The organism is Streptomyces uncialis (genome assembly GCF_001905345.1).
Classification (GTDB): domain Bacteria; phylum Actinomycetota; class Actinomycetes; order Streptomycetales; family Streptomycetaceae; genus Streptomyces; species Streptomyces uncialis.
Genome location: NZ_LFBV01000007.1, coordinates 393,524 through 416,865, shown reverse-complemented (window position 1 = coordinate 416,865; position 23,342 = coordinate 393,524). Strand labels below are relative to the sequence as shown.

At 71.1% G+C, this 23,342-nt stretch carries 17 protein-coding genes and 1 pseudogene; 6 read left to right on the top strand and 12 right to left on the bottom strand.

Annotation, left to right across the window (positions count from 1 at the left end; all coding sequences use genetic code 11):
- Positions 1 to 310: 310 nt before the first annotated feature.
- Both AB852_RS26370 and AB852_RS26365 read left to right on the top strand, forming a co-directional pair.
- Entirely contained in the window at positions 311 to 604 is a 294-nt protein-coding gene (locus AB852_RS26370) for a hypothetical protein (RefSeq protein ID WP_073792684.1), read from the top strand.
- A gap of 622 nt (positions 605 to 1,226) precedes the next feature.
- A complete protein-coding gene (locus AB852_RS26365) occupies positions 1,227 to 1,715 on the top strand; it encodes a hypothetical protein (RefSeq protein ID WP_073792683.1) in 489 nt (162 codons plus the stop codon).
- A 307-nt stretch (positions 1,716 to 2,022) separates the two neighbouring features.
- Here the strand turns inward: AB852_RS26365 and AB852_RS26360 are convergent, their stop codons facing one another.
- The 11 genes from AB852_RS26360 to tap form a co-directional block, all read right to left on the bottom strand.
- Positions 2,023 to 2,226 carry a hypothetical protein gene (locus tag AB852_RS26360; RefSeq protein WP_073792682.1) on the bottom strand — a complete coding sequence of 68 codons (204 nt, stop codon included), beginning with the start codon at positions 2,224 to 2,226 and terminating at the stop codon, positions 2,023 to 2,025.
- 199 nt (positions 2,227 to 2,425) lie between these two features.
- On the bottom strand, positions 2,426 to 3,535 hold the full coding sequence (locus AB852_RS26355) for an SDR family oxidoreductase (RefSeq protein WP_073792681.1): 1,110 nt from the start codon (positions 3,533 to 3,535) through the stop codon (positions 2,426 to 2,428).
- Positions 3,536 to 3,718: 183 nt separating this feature from the next.
- On the bottom strand, positions 3,719 to 7,048 hold the full coding sequence (locus tag AB852_RS26350) for a S8 family peptidase (protein ID WP_245876926.1): 3,330 nt from the start codon (positions 7,046 to 7,048) through the stop codon (positions 3,719 to 3,721).
- 766 nt (positions 7,049 to 7,814) lie between these two features.
- Positions 7,815 to 8,708, bottom strand: a complete 894-nt coding sequence (locus AB852_RS26345; protein WP_073792680.1) for a hypothetical protein — start codon at positions 8,706 to 8,708, stop codon at positions 7,815 to 7,817.
- A 295-nt stretch (positions 8,709 to 9,003) separates the two neighbouring features.
- Complete coding sequence (locus AB852_RS26340; protein WP_073792679.1) at positions 9,004 to 9,966, bottom strand: hypothetical protein; 963 nt, start codon at positions 9,964 to 9,966, stop codon at positions 9,004 to 9,006.
- Between the two features lie 246 nt (positions 9,967 to 10,212).
- The gene (locus AB852_RS41680) at positions 10,213 to 10,890 is read right to left on the bottom strand and encodes a hypothetical protein (protein WP_245876932.1); all 678 of its coding nucleotides are present in this window, start codon (positions 10,888 to 10,890) and stop codon (positions 10,213 to 10,215) included.
- Positions 10,891 to 11,625: 735 nt separating this feature from the next.
- Entirely contained in the window at positions 11,626 to 12,669 is a 1,044-nt protein-coding gene (locus AB852_RS39930; RefSeq protein WP_073792677.1) for a hypothetical protein, read from the bottom strand.
- Positions 12,670 to 13,537: 868 nt separating this feature from the next.
- Positions 13,538 to 13,912: a hypothetical protein gene (locus AB852_RS40290; protein ID WP_218623286.1), complete on the bottom strand. Its 375-nt coding sequence runs from the start codon at positions 13,910 to 13,912 to the stop codon at positions 13,538 to 13,540.
- A 617-nt stretch (positions 13,913 to 14,529) separates the two neighbouring features.
- A complete protein-coding gene (locus tag AB852_RS26315) occupies positions 14,530 to 15,135 on the bottom strand; it encodes a dihydrofolate reductase family protein (protein WP_073792675.1) in 606 nt (201 codons plus the stop codon).
- A 90-nt stretch (positions 15,136 to 15,225) separates the two neighbouring features.
- Entirely contained in the window at positions 15,226 to 15,783 is a 558-nt protein-coding gene (gene tpg, locus AB852_RS26310) for a telomere-protecting terminal protein Tpg (RefSeq protein WP_073792674.1), read from the bottom strand.
- A gap of 6 nt (positions 15,784 to 15,789) precedes the next feature.
- Positions 15,790 to 18,045 (bottom strand): telomere-associated protein Tap, encoded by a 2,256-nt coding sequence (gene tap, locus AB852_RS26305; RefSeq protein ID WP_073792673.1) that lies wholly within the window; start codon positions 18,043 to 18,045, stop codon positions 15,790 to 15,792.
- Positions 18,046 to 18,910: 865 nt separating this feature from the next.
- On the opposite strand from tap, the gene AB852_RS26300 reads away from it, so the two are divergent.
- Positions 18,911 to 19,417 (top strand): GNAT family N-acetyltransferase, encoded by a 507-nt coding sequence (locus AB852_RS26300; RefSeq protein ID WP_073792672.1) that lies wholly within the window; start codon positions 18,911 to 18,913, stop codon positions 19,415 to 19,417.
- Positions 19,418 to 19,616: 199 nt separating this feature from the next.
- On the opposite strand, the pseudogene AB852_RS41410 reads toward AB852_RS26300, so the two are convergent.
- Positions 19,617 to 19,790, bottom strand: a pseudogene (locus AB852_RS41410) (sigma factor); the annotation flags it as partial.
- 928 nt (positions 19,791 to 20,718) lie between these two features.
- On the opposite strand from AB852_RS41410, the gene AB852_RS26285 reads away from it, so the two are divergent.
- The 3 genes from AB852_RS26285 to AB852_RS26275 all read left to right on the top strand — a co-directional run bounded on the left by AB852_RS26285 (position 20,719) and on the right by AB852_RS26275 (position 22,968).
- Entirely contained in the window at positions 20,719 to 21,237 is a 519-nt protein-coding gene (locus tag AB852_RS26285; protein WP_073792670.1) for a MarR family winged helix-turn-helix transcriptional regulator, read from the top strand.
- A 287-nt stretch (positions 21,238 to 21,524) separates the two neighbouring features.
- Entirely contained in the window at positions 21,525 to 21,926 is a 402-nt protein-coding gene (locus tag AB852_RS26280) for a hypothetical protein (RefSeq protein ID WP_266503885.1), read from the top strand.
- 187 nt (positions 21,927 to 22,113) lie between these two features.
- Positions 22,114 to 22,968 carry an NmrA family NAD(P)-binding protein gene (locus AB852_RS26275; protein ID WP_245876925.1) on the top strand — a complete coding sequence of 285 codons (855 nt, stop codon included), beginning with the start codon at positions 22,114 to 22,116 and terminating at the stop codon, positions 22,966 to 22,968.
- Positions 22,969 to 23,342 lie beyond the last annotated feature (374 nt).

Here is a 23,342-nt window from a genome sequence, read left to right as displayed (position 1 = left end):
CCCGCCCGGAGGCCGGGACGCAGCCAGCTCGCCGGGACCTGCCGGGGGCCGCCGGACCGGGCGCAGAGGTTGGTGGGCGGGGCCGGACGGCAAGGCCGGGCACCGCCGCGGCGGTAGCCGGGCTCCGGGCTGCCCGGCGCGGTCTCGCGCGTCGCCACCGCTCGCGCGGGCCCGCCGGATGGAGCCGTGGAGAAGGTTGTTGCCCGCTGGGCGGGAGGAAGAACACAGGTTCGTTGCCGGGGCCTGTGCGGGGCCGCCGGGTCGGGGACGCTGCCGGAGAAGCCCCCTGCGACTTCAGGAGAGTGCGCCCGTGCTGGACCCCGAGGTGGAGATGCCGATCGAGTCGGACACCACGGCGTATGTGCTGTGGCGGGCCCTGGGCGAGGCGGTCGCCACCCACCCGCTCCCCCCACGGCCGGTGCGGGAGGACACCGCAGTCGCGCTCCTGTCCGTCCAGGACACCAGCGACGTCCTGCTCCGGACCCGGGTCCCGATCCCTGGAACCGGCCGAGCGAGGCGCACCTCGCGCAGCGGCTGGCACCACTCCTGCCACGGCTGGCCGAGACCTTCCGGGGACTGGACGGTCTCGCGCCGCTGTTCATGACGGTGTCGGTCGGATGGGCGGACGGTGTGATCCCGCTGGACGAACGGCTCGCGTCGGGGCTCGTAACCCTGGCCCGACAAGCGGCGGCGACCGGGTCCGGCGTCTACGGCGACCATCTCGCCGGAGCGTGCGGGCACTCCGCAGGCACCGGACGTGCCGCAGCATCTGGCAGATCCCAAGCAGGGACTGAGCCGGTACGCCGTCGACCCGCCCCTGCCACCGGGGACCCGGACCGGGGAGTGCGCGACGTCGCCGGGCACGGCACGGGCGGGTACTCGGCATCGTCACTGCGGGCACCGGCTGGGATGTCCCTCACTCACCGCTGACGTGCCATGCGAGCCTCCGGCGCTCAAGAACGGAATCGGTCCGCGCGGTGGCACGGGGACTTCGGGGTCCGTCCCGCTGCGCGGTCCGATGGCTCCCCGGCCGCCGGTGAGGGTTTCCGGTCAGGGCCGCCGACGGAACCAGCCGCGGCGGTGCTTTTCGGCTCCTGGTCGTGTGCGTGCGGGGTTTGGCGTCCGGGGGTGGCGGGGACTCCAGACGCCGGAGGTGGGGCGGGATGAAGCGGATACCGCGGATTCGGACCGCAGGACGGACCCGGGCACGGGTATGGAGGTGGAGGGTGCTGGGGGGTGCGGGTGCGGTGATGTGCGCGATGATGGCGATCGGAGCGGTGTGGACGAGTGTCGGCCCGGTCGGCGCGGCGGCCGGTATCGGGCCGGCCGACGGCGTGTTCACCGTGTCACGCTGCTACGCCACCGAAACGAACCGCAGGTGCGAGGGCTCCTTCGCCCCCGCCGACGGCACGGAACACCGAAACGGGGTGGAGTTGGGTTCGCCCCGGGAGCCGTACACCGGAGGAGAACAGGTGGAGGTCCGGCTGGCCGAAGCCACCGCCTACGAACGCTCCGCCGTCACCGTAGCTTTCACCATCGCGCTGGCCCTGCTCCTGGCCGGCCTGTACGGCGCGACGGCCGCCTGGCTCGGCAAGTCCGCCCGGCGCGGCAGATTCGCGGGCCTCGGCCTCTACGCCGCCGTCATGGCCGTCACAAGCTCCGCCGCGTTGTCTCTTCTCCTCGTGACCGGCCTCCTCGACTGGCTCCTCACCTGACCATCCCCGCCCACCAGGTCGCGACGGCGGCGAGTTCGGACGAGGCCGTCTGAACCGGGCACGAAGTGGTTCGGCATCGCGGTCCACACCACCAAGAGGAGGCAGCACCCGGCGTCCGCCGGCGCGGCAACGACATCCTGATCACCTCCTCCCCCGCCGAGAGAACGGCATTCCGGCCGCGCGGCAGCTGCGCCGCGCAACGACGACGGCGACGGCGACGGCGACGGGCGGGGGTTGACCGATCTCAGCTCGGCACGCGCCGGTGCTCCGCGCGCATACGGATGCGCACCGAGCACCCGGCGCGTGGTCAGATGCGGTGCCGGATGCGGTCCAGGTCCGCGTCGAGGACGGCGAGGTCGGGGTGGTCGCGGAGCTGCTGTTCGCGGGACCACGCGGCGAGGTCGGCCTTGTGGGCGGCCCGTACGGTGTCGTAGCTGGCGCCGGTGAGGGTGGCGATCAGGCCCATCTGGGTGCCGTCGAGGCCGTGGTACCGGTTGGCGGGCGCGTACATGATGACGGCATCGGCCGCGCACTCGAATCCGGCCGCGGCGAGCTTTGCGTGGAGCCGGCGCCGGAACGGGGTGTCCTGGTCCTCCCAGCAGGGACCCCCAGCCGTCGTTCCCGGGTCACGCCGGGCTGCTTGGTCGAGGGCGTCGGCGAACGCGGCGAGCGGCGCGATGTCCGCTTCGGCCAGCTCAATGGTGGGGGAATCAGCCGGTGGTGCCGCCCACGGAGGGCCGCCGTTTGAGGGTTCCCAGGTACCAGTCGACGAAATCGACCAGCCGCTCGCGCGAGAGGGGAGCGTCCATGGAGGTTGCGGTGTGCTGGAGGGTCTCGGCCAGCCCGAAGTGCCTGGTGGCACTCAGGTAGGGCCGGTAGAAGGTGAACGCACGGTCCAGTCGCTGCTCGGCGGGGGTGAACCCGTCGGTGGTGGCGACGAGTACCGGTTCGGGCATGCCCACTCGTTCGGTGATGGCCGACAGGGTGTCGGCCACTGTGGCCTGGGAGATGTTGGACAGGTGGTAGACGCCTGACGGGGCGTCTGCGGCGCTGAGGGTGACGGCACCGCGTGTGACGAGGTTGACCGGGACGAAGTTGACCAGTGCGTCCGCGTCCGCCCTGATCCGCAGGTGCTGCCCTGCGAAGTCCTGGCGGTTGCGGAGCCGCAGTGCCAGCAGGGTTTTGACCATGCCGTACAGGCCGCTGAAGGTGGTGGCACCGAAGGTGGTGTCGTGGCCGATCACACCGCTGGGACGCAGGATCCGCAGGGTGGGGAACCCGCTGGAGGAGACGATCCGCTCACCCAGGACCTTGGAGCGCTCGTACCAATTGTTGGAGCGCACCTGCGGGTCCACCGGCGCGGCGGGGATGTCCCCAGCGCGGTCACCCACCACGAAGGCGGTGCTGATGTGGTTGAACACGCCCACTCCCAGCCGCTGGGCCAGGGCGGCCACGTGGCGGGTGCCTTCCACGTTGCACTGCATGATCGCGTCCTTGGCCTCGTCCTCGAAGGCGAGGGAGGCGGCGGAGTGCCAGACGTGGGAGACGGGGCCGACCTGCGCGCCGCTGGTGCCGCACAGCGGCAGAGTCAGATCCCCGGACACGGCCCGACAGCGCTGCCCGGCGCGTTTGAGCGCGGCCTCGCGCCGGTATGCCGTGGCCGCGTCGCGGAGCGCGGCATCCAGGCGCTCCTGGGCGGGCCTTGCGCCGCGCGGTCGCACCAGGCACACCAACTCGGCGTCGGGATAGTGTTCGAGCAGGTCCAGGGTCAGCATCCCCCCGACGAGCCCGGTTGCCCCGGTGATCAGGTGTCGCTCCATCAGGCCCGTCTCTCTTCATCTGCGCCCGGCACGACGCGATCATCGCCCTTATCGGGCTAAAGACTACAAAGATGACGATATCGCGTGCGCTCACAGGCGGTCCCCTGGCGCGGGGAAGGGCGGTCCGCCGGTACGGGATGTACCGGCGGACCGCCCTCGCGGTGCCGCGCGCGGCTCGTTCGTCTACTTGCCGAAGAAGGCGTTGTACACGGTCACCTTGTGGGAGCCGCCCTGCTTGTCGACGACCTGGGCGCGCAGGGTGATGCCCTTGCCCTTGGCCGGGTTCTTGAGGGTCACCTTGTTCTTGGTGACCCTCAGCTTCTTCCAGGTCTTGCCGCCGTCGTAGGAGACGCGCGCGGTCAGCGACTTGACCTTGTCCTTGGCCGCGCCGTGCACCTCCAGCGGGATGGTCTGGCCGACGCCCGCCGGGGCGGTGCCGGTGAGCCCGGACCGCACACCCGTGAAACGTACGGTGGAAACCGGCAGCCGGAGCTCGCCGTCCGTGGGCGCCGCGTTCGCGCGGAAGGCCCATGCGGAGTCGATCCGGCTGCTCACCAGAGCGGTCGAGGGACTTCGCCGGACCGAGGTGGTGAGCAGGAAGTCTCCCCCTTCGCGGCCGATCTGGAGCCCCTCCTGGCCGGTGACCGGGTCACTGTTCTCGGCGACCTTCGTACCGTTGCGGTACAGCGTGGTCGTGGCCGAGGCGAACTGGGATGTTCCGGTGTTGCCCTGGCCGTCGGCGAACATCGGCACATCGGGGTACAGCATCTCGCCGTAGCGCCAGAATCCCGAGGCGCTGCCGGCCTTCGGGGCGACGGCAGCGGTACCGAGGGTCTCCCGGTGGACCTTGCCCTTGGGGTAGGACGCCGGTTCGCTGTAGTGGCGCACCTCGGGCTCGGGATCGTCTGCCGGGGTGCCCGCCGGGGTCTGGGTCAGCGCGAGCTGCCACTTGGCCCGGTCGCCGGTGGACAGATGCAGCGTGCGCGCGGCGGGTATCTTCCGCGTGGCGGGGGCTCCCCCGAATCCGAAGAGGGTGCTGGGGAGGACCCCGTACGCTTGCAGCAGGCCCTGTTTGTCCTTGGCCGAGGCAGCGAGTCCCACCCTCACCTCGGCGAACTCCGCGGCATTGAAGGTGCGCTTGTACCCGGTGGCGATCCGTGTCACCGGACCGCCGGAGGTGCCGTGGTACTCACTGCGAGCGTCCTTGATCCAGTTGGCGTGCCACTGCTGGTGCAGGGTTCCGTCGGTGACCTGCGGCCCGAGGTGGGCGATGTTCAGCCCGCCGGGTGAGCGCATCGGGAAGCGCACGCCACGGGTGTCCTGCCGGTCGGGCGCTGTTTGCACGTACTCCATCTGCCCGCCGGTGAACTTGGCCTTCACATCGCTCAGCGTCAGCTTCGCGGGTTTGGCCTTGCGGGCGTCGACGGTGACCGTCATCGTCCTGTCGACGGCCAGCTTGGGCTGGATCACGAGGTCGAAGCCCTTGGTCCGGCCGGTCGGGTCGGCGGCGGGATCGATGGGGGCGCTGGCGTCGAGCGCGTACTCGCCCTTGGGCAGACGCTGGACGGTCTCGGGTGTCCCGGACAGGATCATCCCCGGACCGTCGGTCAGGGAGCTGAGGGATGATTCGAAGTGCTTGCTGGGTTTTCCGTCGCGTCCGATGTGTTTGAAGGTGATGTCGTAGGACTCGGCTTCGAGTTCGACGGCGGCGGTGGTGCGGATGGTCTGGTTGTCGCCGGTGGCTTCGACGGTGGCGGCGTAGTGGCCGTGGGTGTCGCCGCCGAGGCGGCTGTCGGCGGTCAGGCCGACGGTGGCGGTGCCGCCGGCGGGGACGGTGATGCGGTCGGCGGCGAGGGTGAAGAATCCGGCCGGTACGGGCTTGCCGCCGGGGCCGTGTGAGGTGACCTTGAGGCCGAGGGGGACATCGGCGGTGCCGCTGTTGCGGTAGGTGATCTTCTTGGTGACCGGCTGGTCGTCGGTGTGCGGCCACAGCAGCTTGCCGAAGGCGATCGAGGTCTCCTGGCCGACGACGCTCTGGGTGATCGCCCGGTCGACGGCGATCCGTCCCGCGCCCTGCTCGTGCGGGGTATATCCGCCGTCCTTCGCGGAGGAGGCCAACGCGGACTTCAGTTCCGCGGCCTTCCAGCCGGGGTGGCGCTGTTTGAGCAGGGCCGCGGCACCGGCGACATGCGGGGCCGCCATCGACGTACCCGAGATGGTCCGCCGGCCGCCGCCCGGTGCGGCGGCGTCGATGTCCACACCCGGTGCGGTCACATCGGGTTTGACCGCGCCGCCCCTGATCCGGGGTCCGGTGCTGGAGAAGTCGGCGAGCTTGTCCGCACGGTCGACGGCGCCGACGGTGAAGGCCTCGTCCGCGCTGCCCGGCGAGCCGATCGAGTTCGGTCCCGAGTTGCCCGCGGCGACGGCGAAGAGGACTCCCTTCTCGGCCGTCACCTTGTTGATCTGCGCTTCCAGCGGATCGATCCCGGAGGTGTCCTCGCGGCCGAGGCTGAGGTTGACGATGTCCGCGCCCTGGGCGACGGCCCAGTCGATCCCGGCGATGATCCCCGAGTCGGAACCGCCGCCCTCGTCGTCCAGGACCTTGGCGTTGATGACCCCGGCCTTCGGCGCGACACCCCTGTGCGTGCCGTTCGACCCGGCACCACTGCCCGCCGCGGTGGAGGCGACATGGGTGCCATGGCCGTCCCGGTCCGCGGCGTCGGGGGCGCCGCTGAAGTTCCGCGCCGCCACCACCCGGCCCTGGAGGTCGGGGTGGGTCTCGTCCACCCCGGTGTCCAGGACGGCGATCCTCACTCCCTCGCCCTCGTAGCCGGTCTCCCATGCCTTCGGCGCGCCGATCTGCCCGGTGCTGGTCTCCAGGGTCGCCCTGTGCAGGCCGTCCAGCCAGACGCGGCTGATCCCGGACGCGGTGGTGCGCGTCTGTCCGTTCGTGCCGCGGGTCAGCGTCTCCCACAGCTCGGGCGTGCTCTTCACCGCCGTTGTGACCGCGTCCGCGTTCAGCGCCTTCAACGAGCGGTTCAGCTCCGTTCCGCCCGCCTCCCGCACCGCACCGCGCGCACTCGCGCCGGCGCCGCCGCCGTAGGCCACGATCAGCCGCAGCCCGTCCCGGTAGGCCTCCCGGCTCTCCGCCCGGCTCAGCTCGGTGACATCGAACAGCCGCCGGTCCAGCTTCCCCTCGGCGACCAGCCGCTGCGCGTCACGGGGCACCACGAAGGTGCGGCCGCCCTCGGTGAAGGTCCGTACGGGGACATCCGCCCGCCCCCGGCCGGCCTCGAAGCCCGCCATCCGGCCCTTCGCGTCGACCCGGACCCGGTCCCCGGTGATCAGAGTGACCTGATGGGCGGGGCCGCCCGCCGGGCGTGTCTGCGCGGTGACCTCGCCGGGCGGCACGGACGCGGTCACGGGCCCCGCACCGGTCAGCCCGGCGACCAGCGCCAGTGAGACCGAGGCGGTCAGCCCCGCGATCCCGGCGTTCCGTCTCCTGCTGAACACATGTCCTCCTGAAGGGAGTTGAACGGTGCCGGTGTGGCGCCACTCACTCTGGGAGAACAGAGAAGTCCGTGGTGCGGGTTGGCCGCGGGGGCGAAGCTGGCCGGAAGGCGCGGGCCCAGGGGCGCATTCGGGCCGGAGCACCCGGCCCCGGTGAACGTCCGGGCCCTCCCCCGCATCTCAGGGGGGTGGGCAGCCCGCTGCCGCCGCCCCGGACGGGCGGCGCAACCCCTTCCCGGCTGCCTCCGACAGGGGCGGTCCGGATCCAGTTCGGCGGGGTGCTCCGCGGCGCGCACCTCGTCCGACGACCGGGTGGATACGCGCCCGGCACCGCACGGCGATAACGGCACGGTCGTGGCGCAGCGGAACCCGGGCATGTCCCACTCCCCCGTGTCCAGCGGGAGCCGGTGCGCGGCGCCGTCGGGGTCGGCCGGGAGCTGGGACTCGGAGTCAGGGGCGGGGCCGGGTGTGGGGCGGTGGCGGGTGTGGGGCGGTGGCGGGTCGAGGCGGGGTCGGTGAGGAGCCAGCGGGCGGTGTCGAGGCGGTCGGACCCCCCCCAACCGGCACCGCTCCAGGAGCCGCTTCCCGAACGTCAGAAGTGCGAACCCACACCACCTCGCCGGTCAGTTGCCGCCGTGGCTTGGGGCTCTTCCTGACCGGTTGGGCGTTCCGCGCCGCCCACCAGCCAAGCCTCTGTACATCCAAGCCCTCCGCGTCCAGGAGCAGGCGGGCAAGAGCGGGGCCACCACGTCCTGGACGGGGCAAGCCGTCAGGAAAGGAGGTTGCGTCCGGCTTCGTAGAGGTACTGGGCGAGGCCGTCGGTGGAATGTCGCACAAGAGTGTCCGTCAGCCCTTCCAGGGCGCGGCGTACACGGCCTGGCTCAGGGGCTGGGCGGGTGCTCTCCTCTTCGAGGAACGCAGCGTCGCGAACGATCTGTGCGCGGAGCTCGTCGGTGGTGTCGACGCGAGTTGCGGCGGTGAGGACCTGGCGGGCGAAGTCGGCGAACTGGGCGGGATCGAAGCCGAAGGTGTTGTTCTGGGTGTTGCCGGAGCCGACCTGGGCGGTTCCGCCGTGGATGTTGGTGGTATAGGTCGGATGGTGTCCGTTCTGCATGAGGAAGTCCTTCACGGATAGTGGGCTCTCGGCACATTGGATGCCTACCTGAGTCAGCGTCAGGAGGGCTTGAAGGGGGTGCTGAGCATCTCCTTCGTGAACGGTAGCGAGGCCCTGTTCCGCGAGGTACAGCGCTGCTGCGCGGACTTCGTCGGGTGACAGGTGCTCGCTGAGCATGACCGCTTCGGGTGTCGTGAGGAATGCCTCCAGTTCGATGGTGGGACTGTAGGACGCGCGGGATGCCACTGACATCAGACCGTTGCGGGCGTGCTGCTGGCGCCCTTCGGGATCGCGTCGCAGGTGCAGGAGCCGTCGTGCCTCCAGCTGGCCGGCGTGGGTGAGCCGGTAGAGGTGGCCTTTGCGTAGCACGAAGACCCGTTCCAGCTGGCTCTGGCGGACCAGTTCGTTCAGGTCGCGCTGGAGCCTGAAACGGGCGGCGCGTCGCCATTCTTCGGGGATGTCGTCCGTGCCGGCCAGGTCTCCGTCGCCTGCCATACCGCGCTCGTACATCCAGACCAGTAAGTAGGCTTCCGCGCCAGCTTCCGTCATGAGGCCGATGCTACGGCCACATCACTTGCCACCACAGCGGTCAGCACCAGGTGGCATGTTCGCCTTCGGAGCAGGAGCGAGGTGTGCCACGGGTGAGGTGGCCCACCGGGTACTGCCGGGAGAAACGGCGGCGACCGACGGCGCGTTTGGCGCCGTGTGTCCCCCGCACCATCGCCCCTCCCGGCCGACCTCGGGGCAGGTTGCCGGACGCGGCCGGGAGCCGACGCGGTGACTTCAACGCTCAGCGGCGCTCACGGCGTACGGCGTGCCGTGAGCGTCGTGCGCTGCCCGAAGGTCAGGTCCGGGTCGGCCGTACACAAGCGCCTGGTGGCGCAGCGGCGACGCGGTTCTTCTCGGCATAGGGGTCGACCGTTGCCCACTTGTCGGCCTTTTTGAGGTCGTCGTGGAAGAGCGGGTGGATGAATCCGTCGGCCGGCGCGGTGCAGTCGTCGTTGACTATCGCCGCCGAGTGCGTCTGCGGGTGCAGCTTTCCGTTTCGGACGAGAACGTCGAGCTGTCGGTGGACGATCACCCTGGAGACCTCGTAGCCGTGGTCGTTGATCTCCTTGGCTCCACTCGTCTTCACCAGCGCGTGGACGAAGGTGTAGTCGGCCCGCACCAGCAGCTCGCCCGACGGTGCGGCCTCGTACGTCATGGTGCCGTCGGTCCTGATCAGTTCTTGCTCCGGTGAGCGCACCTCGTCCGGGTCGAACCGGGTGACGAACCGGAGCGGTTCCCGTCCGGAGCCGGGGTCGGTGTACGCCGCTTCCAGTTGCCGCCGTACCGGATCGCCCGGCGCCAGGAGGTCCAGTGCTTCGACGGGCTTCGCGCCGGCGAGGGTCCGGCTGGAGATGTTGGTGGCGACAAGGAAGTCCTTGACCAACCAGAGGCTGGTGTGGACCTCTTGGAGAGTCAGACCGGCAACGGCTTTGGCTTGGGGAATGCGTATGCCGTGGGAGCTGGGCTCCCAGGCGGCGGCGGGTGAACCCCGGAAGGGGATGTTGGTGGTGGCCGGCCACGCGTCCGGCCACAGGTGCTCCGCCAGCATGCGGGGGGCGTAGGGCTCGTTCGCGGGCCGCTTACCCGTGGCGTCTGCGAGCCAGACACCGAGGCCCCCGAGAGCCAGGACCCCCGCGCCCGCTCCGAGCAGCGTCTTGCGGCGACGGGCTACCCGCTCTCGGCGCAGCCTTTCCTCACGGTCCGGAGCGTTCTGTTCCGCCCGCAGACGGGCCGCGAAATCCGCAGGATCGATCGACATGCTGTCCCTCCCCTTCACGCCGTCCCCACGGCGTGTCGAGCGGAGCTTCTCATACCCTGACCTGGACTCTTCTCACCAGCCTGCGAGTGGGGTGGGCGACTTCCGCCTGCCAGTCGGCGTGGCCGGCCGCCCCGGCCCGGTGGAAGGCGATGACGGTGTCGACCAGGGCGAGGCCGTGCTCCCGCAGGCCCGTCCTGCCGGATGCGACGCGCTTCCCGGTGGCCCCGGCCGGCCGTCGGCGCGAGCTCACCGGAGGCCGCGGCCTCGGCGAGTCCTGCCGGGGTGCAGTACCAGTAGCTCTGCTGGGCCCGGTGGGCACGGCCGACCAGGGCCGGGGATTCTGCGCGGAGGTTCCGCAGCGCCAGACGGATGTAGTCGGTGTCCTGTTGGTGCGGCAGGAGCAGCGTCTTGAGTCGGAGGGGTGTGGCCAGGCGGAGCCGGGCGAGGGTGAGCAAGGCTTGGCCGCGGATGTCCGCTCCGGCCCTCGCCGCGGTCTTCTTCCGACGCCGGGACGCTTCTCCCGGCACATTCATGCGGGGAGAAGAGGAGTTGCAACCGGCCAGGGAGGGTGAGTACGTGGGCTGACCAGCGGCAACGGTGAAGGGGCGGCCCGGGGCTGCGGGGTCGGCAGCAGGGTCCGCCGCAGGACTCACCGTGGGGCTCGCTGTCGCGGGCAGCCTCCGCCGGGGTGTGCGTGGTGGGTGTGGTGGTCATCGGATCCTCGGGGTTCCTCCGGCCGTCACGGGCCGGATCGGTGACAGGTCCAACCCGCACACGCCAGGGCGTGCGGGCCGGACTCACCGTGCCGCCACCACCAGGCGGCTTCGCCCGCTTCCTGCCGGAGGCCCAGCGGATCTCCGCGACCTCGTCCTCCAGCCACTCCAACACCTTCGCGATCGCGCGTTCGTGCGCCCGCTCGATCACCCGACGCGGCGCCTCGTCGCCCAGCACCCACAGCACCAGCAGCAGCAGCAGCAGCAGCAGCAGCAGCAGCGACGCCTGCGGCCGGAACACAAACTCCAAACCGAGCAGCGGAACCAGATCCCGCTGCTCGATCTCCTCGACCGGCTGCCCCAGAACCGTGGCAGACCGCGCCGCGGCCGGGGTGACACCCCCGGCCAGGCCCTCCCGCTCCAGCCGGTCCGCGTCCGGATGCCGCAGCCCCCGAACATCAACTCCACCTCCCGCTCCCCCACCACCGCCCCCGCGGCCAGCCCCAACCCCGCCAGGCCACGCCCCCACTCACACCCCCGGCGGGATCCCCGCCCGCTCCTGAGCGTCCTTCAGCGACTGACCAACCGGAAGGCGGCCATCCCCGAACGCGACTCCGCGCACGAAGTACCGCCACGCATTACGCCTCTGAATCTTCGCGACACTCAGCATCCCCCCAGAGGACACCCACTCTGACCTGCGCCAAAGCGCGATCCCGCGAGGCGGGACAGTTCACCGGAACTTCACCGCCCATCCCGCCCGGCGGGAACCGACGGCCATGTCACGCCCGCCAGGGGGACACCGGCCGGGCCATGCAAATGCTGTGCGGCGAGCACTACACCAGCCACACCAGCCTCAAAGACGCCAAGTATCAGATTCCTTCGCCACCACGCGTATACCTACGCGCCACTCCCCCACCCGACGGCTGAAGAAGCCCCCCCCACAGCGTCACCAACCCCGACCCGAGCGAGACACCCACGGCCCCCGGCAACGCCGGGGGCTTCGTGCTGCCCGGAGGACACCGTGCCCACGTACGAGACCACCACCCGCTTCACCCACGACCTGGACCGGCACACCCCCGCCCAACGCGACCGCTTCCGCCGGGTCGTACGCACGGCCTTCGTCCCCGACCTCCACACCGGCCGCGCCTTCCGTACCGGGCTCCGCGTGAAACGCGTACGGACCACGCCGGGCGTATACGAATTCTCCTGGTCCATGGGCACCGGGTGTCCGGGGCGCGCGACGTGGGGGTACGGCCCGCCGATAGTTCCCGGGCAGCCCCACATCGTCTGGCGACGCATCGGCGGGCACGACATCATCACCGGGGCCCGTGATTTGAGGGCTCGGCCCTGGGATTGCTGGGCTCTGGCCGAGACTCCCCATAGCGAGCACAGAGCGGGCCGGGTTGCGGGCCGTGGCGGGGTCCGTCTCCAGCACCACCGACACCGAGGGTGCCAGCAGCGGGCCGTCGCCGAGGACCTCGCGGGTGTACGCGGTGTGGCCGGCGTCCGTGAGGTGCGGCTGGAGACCGGCGGTACGGGCGGCGGCCAGGCGCGTCATCTGCGGGCCGTGGGCGCACAGCAGCCGGGCCGACCGGGGAACCGGTGCGTGCAGGCCGTCCAGCTCGTCGAGGTAGTCGTAGAGGGACGTGTACGGGTGGTGGTAGTCTTGGTCGACCCTGGGGTGGCCCACGCCGAGGCCGAGGAGCAGCCGGTCCCGCGTCCGCGCCGGCAGCGCGTGATACGCCGCCGCGAGAGCGAGGGCGTGCTGGTGCCAGATGGATACGCAGGCGGGACTCACCACTGCGTGGTTCGTCGCGGCGAGCAGCTCGGCCGTGGTCACGAGGTCAGCGCGGGGATTGCCTCCCGGGTTGCCGCCCCACCGGAGAGTGCCGTAGCTCAGCTCCTCCAGTTCGGCGGCCGCCTCACGAGCCGCGCCTCGGTCTCCGTGGGTGAAGGCCAGGCTCCAGATACCGATGCATCCCAGGTCCATGGCCCGTGTGTACCTTCCGGCAGTACAGCCCGAGGGCGGCCGGGTTTCCGTGACCGGAACAGTGAGGGCATTCGTCCGAGAGCCCACTCCTGACCGGATTTCCGACGTCCGCACCGCCCATACCGCCAGCGGGTGGGGTCGGCGACCGCGGCCGGGGGCCGGGCCTGTCCCGCACACCCCCGCGCCGGTAGGAGGCTGGGCCGCCTCGCCTGCGGCCGGGGCACCGGCGGTGCCCCGGATGCGGGGGCGGTCTGGAGTCCGGTGTGCGGCAAGGGCCTGGCCAGCCCACCGGCAGGCTCGGGGGGCGGGGTCGAGGGGGAGACCGAGCCGACGGCGCGCGTCGGCGGTGGCCGGGCTGATCTGGGAGAGGGCGGCGGTGAGGACGTCGATCGCGTCCAGCATGCCCTCGGCCGCCGCGCTCTAGGCGGTGGGCGTGAGGGCGTGAGGGCGTCGGCAAGATGACAGGCGCTTTCGACCGTCAGCTCGGCCCGCTGCTCGACGCCGGGCGCGGCCCGCGCGTTCAGTCCCATACCCGGGTCAAGACGCGGGTGGCGGAAATGATCGCCTCCTTCGCGCCGGTGTCCGGGGTGTTCGCATCACCTCTGCCAGGGCTGCCTGCCCAGGGCCGGAGACGGAAGCCGCCCCCGGAGATGCAGGCCCCGGGGACAGGCTGGCTACCGGCGGCGAGGTAGATCGACGTCACTATGGGTCCCGCTTCCCGTGATCCAGACCCAGCACGGGCCGTAGCCCAGACGGCTGAGCGCCAAGAGTACGGAGCGGGACCGACATCGGGCCTTCCGCGTCCGGAACCCTGAGGGGGTGCCCACCCGGTTCGTGGCCGGGGCAGGGACGGTTGGGTGACGGGAAACTACTCGGAGGCAGCGCCCCCGGGGCTATGCGGGCCGGGGTGATCGAGGGGCAGGCAGCACATTCCTTCCTCCCCGAGGGCCGGAACATAGCCGTACGACTCAGGGCAGGGGTCCATGACGCTGATCGTGTAGGGAGTCGCGGACCCGTCGCCCCATCCTGCCCACCAGTAGACCGCTACCAACTCCCCTTCTTGATCGGTTGAGGCAGACATCTCCTCCTGAACGCCGTAGATGTGCGTGCCGGAGTGACCCGGTTCGTACTCGCAGCCCATGACGGCGGGCACTTCGTTGGTCCCCATGGGCATCTCACGGAATCGCTGCAAGTCCTCGGGGCGGGTGGAGACGAAGGAAGGGCATAAATTGCGTTCGCTCATGGTGGGGGAACCTACACGGACACCGGACGGGCGCGACTCCCCTGGGGCAGTGGGTGGCGGAGCAGCGGCGGGCGCACGGGGGCGGGTGGACGACCGGCCAACGTGCCCGGCGGCTGGCACAGTTGGGCATGGTGTGGTCGCTGGTGGATGAGCGGTTCCAGGAGAACCTGGCGGCGGCCCGGGTGTACTTCGCGGGGCACTGGACTCCGTGCGCTCCCCGGTCGGCGCTCCGACAGGCCGGTGGGACAGTGGCTGTCCAACCTGCGCCGTCCGGGGGCGCTGGAGGGGCGGCCGGAGTGGGAGGCGGGCATTCGCAGGCCGGCTTCCGCCTCAGCTCCACCGCCGCTCGATCACCCGCTCAGGCGACGTTGGGGAGCCGGCGGGCCCGGCTGTGCTGACGGGCACGGTTCTGCCGGGCAGGACTGTTCAGAGGTTGAGGTCCAGGAATTCCTGAAGCGGCCCTGGGGAGACCGCTCCGATCCTGGTGGCCACCACCGCTCCGTCCTTGAACAGCAGGAGGGTCGGCAAGGAGGTCACGCCGTACGCGGGCGGGGTGACAGGGTTCTGGCCGCCGACGTCGGCGGACGGCCGTCCAGGCCGGTGCCGGCGGGGCGATATCACACAGGGGTGCCGAGCGGCGGATGCTCAAGTACGCGAGGTTTGTACTCGACCAGCTGGATGCGGCCGTCGAAAGTACGGTGCTCGATCATCTCAAGGGCGACGTCCGGATAGCCGTCGTAGATGCGTTCTTCGCCCGTGGCCCCGGTGATCACCGGGAACATCACGACACGAAAGCGGTCGACGAGTCCGGCACGCAGCAGGGACCGGCACAGACTGAGGCTTCCGATCGTACTCAGGAGCCCCGAGCCACTCGCTTTCATGGCGCGGACCGACTCGACGGCGTCGTCCCGGACGAGCGAGGAGTTGGCCCACGTCAGTGGCACCTCGAGCGAGGAGGAGAACACCACCTTGGACGCTCGCGTGAGCTCGTCGACGGACGCCTCCTCCTCGGGCCTGAACTCGTCCTGTCCCTCCGGGACCTCGCCTGCGGCGAAACCCGACATCAGACGGTAGGTGTTCGCTCCCATCAGATACGTGGCCTCGGGCTGCTCCCCGAGCCATGCGAGGTACTCCGGGCCCTCCAGGCCCCAGAACCCGGGCCACCCCTCCCCCGACGCATGGCCGTCGAGAGAGGTGATGAAGTCGACAAGAAGCTCCGACATGACCGTGTCCCTTCCTTAGGTGTCACGAAAGGTGTCACGAACTTGGACCGGCCGCGAACCACAGACTCATCGGTCGCGATGTCGGGGGATCTACAGCTGGAAGTCGAGGTGCTCGATGTCGGTGAAGCGGACCTCCTCCAGGCCGCCGGCCCGGCGGCCGTTGTCCTGGAAGTAGGTCTCCTTGAGTGCTTCGGCGGCGATCTCCTTCAGCCGGTCCTCACTGGCGCCTTGTTCGCGTGCTTCGAAGATCTTCGCGGCGTGCCGCGGGGGGAGGGCGACGGTGAGGTGGCGGATGCGGTCCTGGTCGGTGGAGCCGATCGGGGCGGTGTAGCCGAGGCGGGCGCGGGTGTCGATGACGATGCCGCCGGTGGTGGCCGCGGTCTTCTTCGCCTTCTCCTTGATCTGCGGCTGCCAGCGGGATCGCACCGCGCGCTCCAGGCGGGCGGCGAGCTGCTTGCGGGGCTTCCTGATCTGGTCGTTCACGTACCGCTCCACGGTGCGCTGGGAGACGCCGAGCAGGTCGGCGACAGCCCGGGTGCCCTTGTGCTGGCGGACCAGGTACCGCATTCGCGCGCCCGCGCTCTTGGGCATGGGGCGGGTGAACGTCTTCTCCAGTGCCTTGTCGAGACTGTCCCCGAACATGCTCATCGCCCGCTACTCCCCGTTGTCGGCGTTGGTGACGGTGCCGTCCTTGATGTACCGGGCGAGGTTGAGCTCCGGGGCGTCGAACTGCTCCCGGACTCCCTCGCCCCACAGCACGCTCTGCGTGCCTTCCCATTTCACGAGGCCGGGGTTGATGCCGAGCTTGAACCCGCCCGGCAGCGGCTTGCCGTCCCGGTAGGGCAGGAAGTCCAGCGGCGAAGGCCCGTCGGCGGCGTAGACGACGCAGTCGGAGAGGATCGCGACCGGGTACTGTCCGGTGAACGCCGCGTGCTTCACGATCTTGCGGTGCAGGTTGATCCGGGTGCGGGAGATGACCGCCGCGCGGATGTCCGGCCGCCAGGTGGGACGGGACAGGGCGCGCCACGGCTCGCCCGGCCGCCAGCCCTCCCCGCGGGGGCGCTCGCGGAGCTTGCCCAGGCCTCCCTTGACGGTCGCCTTGACCGCCGAGACGACGATCGCCAGCTGAGGGTCGCGGGCCTTGTAGCCGTCCATCGCCGTCAGGAAGTCGCCCGGGGCGAGGTCGGCGTCGACGCCGAGGTCGGCCATCGTGGCGAGGTAGGCGTCACGCAGCCGCTGGTACCAGGCGTCCAGGTAGCGGCCGTTCTCGTACCGCACCCACGCTTCGGTTGGCGCGACGTCGTAGCCGAGCTCCTGGGCGTACGCCACCGTCGGCGTCGCATACCAGGCCGGCCCTTCTGGGCGCTCGCCCTTCGGCGTGAACGGGGACGGCAGCAAGCCGCCGTCCAGCTCCACCCACTCCTTCCCGGCCTTCACCCGCGACAGATCGACGTGCGACAGATCCACCAGCCACGAGCCCGGGAGCTTCGGATCGAACACCGGGTCCACGACATGCGTCGGCACGCCCAGGCCCACCGGCACGCCGTTCGCACCGGCGGCGAACGCCATGTTCACGTCCAGGCCCACCAGGTGCCGCTTGGTGCATTCGCAGTCGGTGAGCGGGCGCGCCCAGTCGTACGCCTCCTCGAACAGCTTCTCCGCAGGGCCGCGGACATGGAAGCGCGGCAGGTCCGTGAGGAGGGGGTGGCCGTCGGGGGCCTCGCACGGCGCCGGATCGACCGGGTCCTTGCCCAGGCTGCCGGGGTTGTGCTCGGAGTGCCGCTTGCCGTCGATGCCGGGCTCGGAGGCGCGCGTCGGCGGGTGCAGCGCGGTCATCAGCTCCAGGCCGGTCACGGCGGTAGAGCCGCGGGGCGTCATCACCCGGCCCGCGTACGTGCCCAGGAGCCGGGCGAGTTCGGCGGGCGGCAACTGGGCGGCGTCGCCCCAGTGCCGGGCGTCGAGCGCGTGCCACGACGGGATGCACAGCTGGACGCAGGCCCGCTCCGAACCGGTCACGGGGCGGTAGATCCGCGCCCACGGACCGAAGCCCCTCTTCGTCAGCTTCCACTCCGCGCGGACCAGCTGCTTGATGACCTTGTGGCCCTCCGGCAACCTGCCGGCGAGCTCCTCCTCCCCGGTGAGCGCGGCCGGGAGGCCGAAGCGCTCACACGCGGCCTCGGTGAGCACGAGCAGCGGGTCCGCGCTCTTCCCCGGCCCGGACAGCTTCGGCGCGCCGAGCTTCGCCTCGCGAAGGGTCCAGTCCACCAGGGCCGGGATCGACTTCGCGGGGACATCGAGGACCAGGCCCCCGACGCAGTACGCGAACACCTGTCCGCCGGTGTCGGCGTCGACGACCGCGAGCGGGCCGTTCCCGAAGCGCGGATCAGCCGCGGCCGGAGCGGCAGCGGGCCTGGCCGTGGCCTTCTTCGCGGCCGGATGTCTCGACGCCGACGGCCTGGTGGTGACTCCCGGGTGGGACGTCGCGGTGCGGACGACGGGAGGCTGCTGGTTGTTCTGTTCAGCAGTCATGGCCACAGCATCCGGCGCCGCGCCTGTGGACAGGGTCCGCGGTCCGGCGGACCCGGCCTCGCGCCGCACCGGCGCGGTGGAACCGGTGAACGTCCCGGACACCGGCGACGGAGCAGCGGCGGCCGGAACGGGCGCGGGTGTGGCGGGGTAGAGCTCGGACAGCTTCTCCAGCAGGCGCGCGTATGCCTCCCGCTGCGGCGGGCGCGGTTCGGTCTTCCCGGACTCCCACGACACGATCGTGGGCCTGCGCACCTTCAGCGCGCTGGCCACTTGCTCCTGGGTGAGGCCGTGCGCCTTGCGCAGCCGCTCCCGCTCGCCCGGCGGGGGGAGCGGGGACTGCCCGGCGATCAGGGCGTCGACCGCGTCAAACAACTCGGACATGAAACACCTCCTTGTCCAAGATTCTAGCATGAATCGAACTTTACACGTACTAACAGCGTACTTCTTGCATACATTCACTATTTCGAAGGACCCGGGCACCTGCTGTGGCATGGCTGCCGCAACGCCAGGAAGCGCGGGTGGAACATGAGCCGGCCACACTCCGCCGGCGAAGAGCCCGCTCGCGCCTGTCCCATTCCGTATCCGGTGCTGGTCTGTGCGCCAGGAACATCCCGCTCGCCAGGGACGCCCACCTGCCGGACGCCGAACGGCAGCGCCACTATCCGGAGATGACCGGGACGATCGCTCGCGACCCCTGCGCCACCGGGACACCCTGGACCCGCACCCGGCGCCGCGTGTTCGTCGACGGCCACATCCCTTTACCCAACGATGGCCCAGACACCGACGCATGGGGCCACGCCCTGCGCTCGGCACCCACCGGGCGATGGTACTGATCAACCCCCGCTCGGGGCTCCTCCAGGGAGCCGAGCCAACCAGCGAGACGTGCCTCCCGGAGGGCAACGGGTGGCCCGCGATGCCGGGGTCAGGGCGTTGTCACGAGTGGCTATCCGAGCCGGGTGATGGTGAGGACCGACAGACGGCGCAGGGTCTGTTCGCCCGGTAGGTGAGGGAGAGCCGGCCGACGGAGGCGTAGCGGACGTCCTCGCCTTCCGGGTCGTCCAGGTCCACCCGGAAGCGCCCGACGTTCTCGGGCTCCAGCTCGGCCGCGACCCCCTCTGGCTCCGGCCCCGGCTGTGCCGCATCAGACAACGTTCGCCCATGTGGTGACGTGCGAGGTCGAGCGGTGAGCGGCGGCGTGCGAGCTTGTTCCGATGACCTCGTCAGGCTGGTCCTGGAAAATGCGCCCATGCATATTCGAGCCGTGCGTCTGGACGAGTTGCCTCACCTGCAAGACATCGAGCGGGCCGCCGGTCAGTGCTTCCGCGACATCGGCATGCCGGAGATCGCCGACGACGAACCGCTCCCGCTCGGAGAGCTCGCCCGATATCCGCAGGCCGGGCTTGCCTGGGTTGCGGTCAACGACACCGACATCCCGGTCGCTTACCTGATCGCCGACCGTGTCGACGGCAACCTCCATGTCGAACAGGTCTCGGTGCACCCGGACAGCGCACGCCGCGGGGTCGGTCGGCTACTGCTGGACCATCTGGCGGATCACGCCAGGAGCGAGGGGGCACCCGCCCTGACCCTCACCACGTTCACCCAGGTCCCGTGGAACGCCCCCTACTACGCGCGCTGCGGCTTCCACCTCCTGGACCACGGCAGGCTCGCCCTTGGGCTGCGGAAGATCCGTGAGCGCGAAGCGGCGCATGGTTTGGACCGATGGCCTCGGGGCTGCATGCGCCGGGAGCTATGACACAGCGGCGGCCGTCGCTGTGCCGGAACGTCCCCAAGGCCATGAGGCACCGGGAACGCCGAACACCTACGCAAGGCCGCCGACGGGGCGAACCCTTTCTTATGCGGCACCAGGCAGAGCTCGGAGCACCAGGAATGCCGATCCAGGACTCCTGTTCGGGCAGCTCCTGCAACGGGGCAGGGAACATACGCTGGTTGCGCCGGAACTGGTCGATGACCGCATGCTTGACCGCAAGGCTGCCGTACGCGGCCCGGCTGCCAGACCGCGCGACGATCTTTTCCCACGACCTGAACATGCGCATATAGGCGACCTGCACAGCATCTTCGGCACTGTGCAGCTCTCCCGCTTCGGCCCGGGCTACGCGGAAGAACACCGCGCTGGTCTCAAGGACGAACGCCTCGAAGTCCGTGCCCTGGTCGGCCTCGCTCACACAGCCTCCCGAGAGGCGATCACCCAGTGGCCCGGCTCGGAGTGCTTGCAGAACAGCCAGACCGGCTGTCCTTCCTCGAAACGGGCTGCGGCAGCGCCGCAGCCATCGCGATCACCGTCGCGCGCTGCTCGCGCTCCGCGCGGGCCACAAGGAACGCCTTCAGGCACATCCCTGCGGCACTCCTGGTACAGCACAGCACGTAGTAAACCAGGAGCAGAACCGGGACCGACATCCCGCCCGCTTCCATCCAGTCCAGTCAGCTCACTGACCGGCCTCCCCTCATGACGACTCGTTGGATGAGGGCTTGCGCCCTCACCTCCTGCACGCGTCAGGAGGGGTGAGCGCGGATGCCGTGGGCCAACAATTTTCCCAAACCGCCCTGTAGTCGTTCGGGGCGCATGCTGACCAGCTGGAACACTCGGTGACCGGAGTGGGCGCGGCCGGGGCTCCGCCCCGCGCGGGAGCGGGTGCGGTGCGGGCGGTGCGGATCGCGTTGTGCACGGCGAGGCCCGTGATGCGGGTGCGTTCTTGGCGGGTCGGTTCCTGCGGGGGTTCGCCGTCGATCCCGGCGATGAAACCAGCGGTCGGGCCGGGCGAAGTCGGCGGTGGTGGTGATCCGGGCCGGGGCCGGGGTGCGGCGGGTCTTCCTGGGAGCAGTGGGTCGGCGGGAGTGGGGGCGGGGGCCTGGTCGGCGGAGCGGTCGTCCGGCGGGGTGGGGGTGCCTGGGTCCTCGGCGGACGGTCTGGGCCGGGGGTGTTCGGTGCTGGTGCGGGTCGGTCGGCCTGCGGGCCGGGGTTGGCTTGCGGTGGTCATGTGGTGGTGGGTGGGGCCGTCGCTTGACCGTCATGTAGTTAGCTGCCATATTACTTGCATGGCAGCGGACGGAACCGACCACGAGTCACCCTCACTGGACCAGGCCCGGCGGCAGCTGGAGCACTACGGTCTCGGGGCCGACCCGCAGGCCGTGCTCGTGGCGGTGCGGCTGATCTCGGCGGGGGCGCGGCTCGGCCGGGCGACCGAGGTCCACTTCGCGAGGTACGGGCTGTCGACCGGGCGGTACCGGCTGCTCGCGGATCTGGAGGATCACGACGGGGAGAAATCACCCTCCCGCCTGGCGGCCGATCTCGGCGTCTCCCGCGCCACGGTGACCGGCCTGGTCGACGGGCTGGAGCGGGAGGGTCTGGTCGCCCGGCGTCCGTCCGCGGAGGACGGGCGGGGCGCCGTGGTGGTCCTGACCGCCCGCGGTGCGCAGCGGTTGCGCGAGATGGCGCCCGAACATTTCGCCCGCCTTCAGGAGATGGTGGGTGAGCTCACCGTCGGTGAGCGCGCGGTGTTCCTGGATCTCCTCTCGCGGGTCGTACGCGGAATCGGCGCGTTGACCGCGGAGTAGTCCGAGCAGCCGTTCCCTCCGGCCGCGTGTCCGGCCACATGTCCGGCCGCGCTCCCCTGTGCGCCACCCCGGCGAACCGCTCCGCATCGTGAGCCGGCTGCCCCGCGCGTGCGCGGGCGCCTTTCCACGACCTAATAATTAGCCACCTAATCAATATGGGGAGTTGGTCTCTCATGTCCGGACCCGGCCCGCCGGTCCCATGCGCAAGCGGAACAGAGGTCACCGCCCGAGGAAGCAGCACCGGCGGCGGCCGTCGCGGCGCTCGTCCCTTCGTCCTGTGGCGTGAGGTGCTGGTCGCCTACCTGGCGCCCGCGCTGACGGCCGGCGCCGGCGGGGTCGCCGGCGGGCAGGCCGGGCTGGCGGTGGCGGCGGTCACGTCCATCGCCGGTACCTCGGCCGTGGTGGCGTTGCTGATCGGCACCTGGCTGCAACGCCGCGAGGGGCCGCGCCCGTGGACCGTGGCCCTTCCCCGCGTCGTCCTGGCCGCGCTGCTCGCCGTCGGCGCGGCCGTGATCGCCGGCCTCGTCGGATGGTTCGCCTCCCGGTGGCTGCCCGCGCACACCGGCGTGCCCGACACCCGGTGGCTCACCCGGCTCCGGCTCGATCTGCCGGTATCCGCGGCCCTCGCCGCGACCGTCGTGAGCTGGCGCTGGCGCGGGGCCCGGCGATCACAGCCAGGACAGCCCTAGCGCCCGCAGCCATGACAGCCCCGGCCCGCACTCCCGGTACCCGCGCACTGCCCGCGCCGGGGAACAGCCCGCCGGCCGGCGCACATCGACGGCCGGCACACACATCGACAGACAGACCCCCGCCGACGGGCAACCCCCCGCGGTTGCCCCGGGGGGGACGACCGAAAGGCACACAGTGATCGTCATCATGGGAGCGTCCGGAACCACCGGCGGCGCACTGCTGCGCAGCCTCGCCGCCTCGGGGGTGCCGAGCAGGGCGCTGACCCGCGACCCGGACCGGCTGCGGGCCCGCCTCGGCGCCCCGGCCGGAGACCTGGTCGAGGTCCTGCCCGCCGACGCCTCGGACACCGACTCGCTGCGCGCCGCGTTCAGGGGCGCCCGGCAGCTCTTCCTCGCCATGGCCAACGGCCCGGCGCAGGTCGAGCTCGAAAAGCGTGTCGTCGACACGGCCGCCGGCAGCGGCATCGAACACATCGTCAAGATCTCCGACCCGGTCGCCGCGGCGGACTCCCCCGTCACCCTCTCCCGCGGCCACCACGCCGTCGAGGAACACCTGCGCGCGTCCGGCCTCACCCACACCCTGCTCCGCCCCTACGCGTTCATGCAGAACCTGCTGCTCCTGGCCCCGGCCGTGGCCGCGCGGAGGATCATCCTGGGCGCGATGCGGGACGCCCCCTGCAACTGGATCGACTGCCGCGACATCGGTGACGTCGCCGCCGCAGCACTGACGCGCGCCGACCTCGCGGGCGGCACCTACGTGCTCACCGGGAACGAGGCGGTCGGCTACGGCGGACTCGCCGCGACCCTGACCCGCATGCTCGGCCGCCCGGTCCGCTACGTGGACCTGGCCCCGCACGAACTGCGGGAGAACCTCGTCCACCACGCACACATGCCCCCGTGGCTCGCCGCACATGTCGTGGAGATCCAGCAACTGGCCGTGTCGCACCCGGAGTCACCCACCGACACGGTCGCCCGGATCGTCGGCCGCGATCCCCGCACCCTGGACGCGTTCCTCCACGAACACCTGAGCCGCTTCAGCTGACCCCCCTGCCCGGCGCGAGGAACGCGCCGACCGGCGGCCCGCTTCGCATCGCCGGCGGCGGCGGCGGCATCCCCAACCGCAGCGGATGCCCCACGTCACGGACTCCGCCCGCAGAGGGCGGTTCGCCGGGTTCAGCGTTCTGTGCGGATGTCCTGGCAGCCGGGCCCGGGACCACGCCGCCGCAGCCGGGGCAGCGGCGGCGCACCGGATGCGGGGGCGGTCCGCGGTCCGGTACCGACGGCGGGGCCGGGGGCCGGGGCTGGGTCGGGGGCAAGGGGGAGACCGGGCCGACGGCGGGCGTCAGCCGTGGCAGCCACCACTACGGCAAGGGCCCCGGCGATCTCCGGGCTGATCACCCACGCACGCCCCCCCCA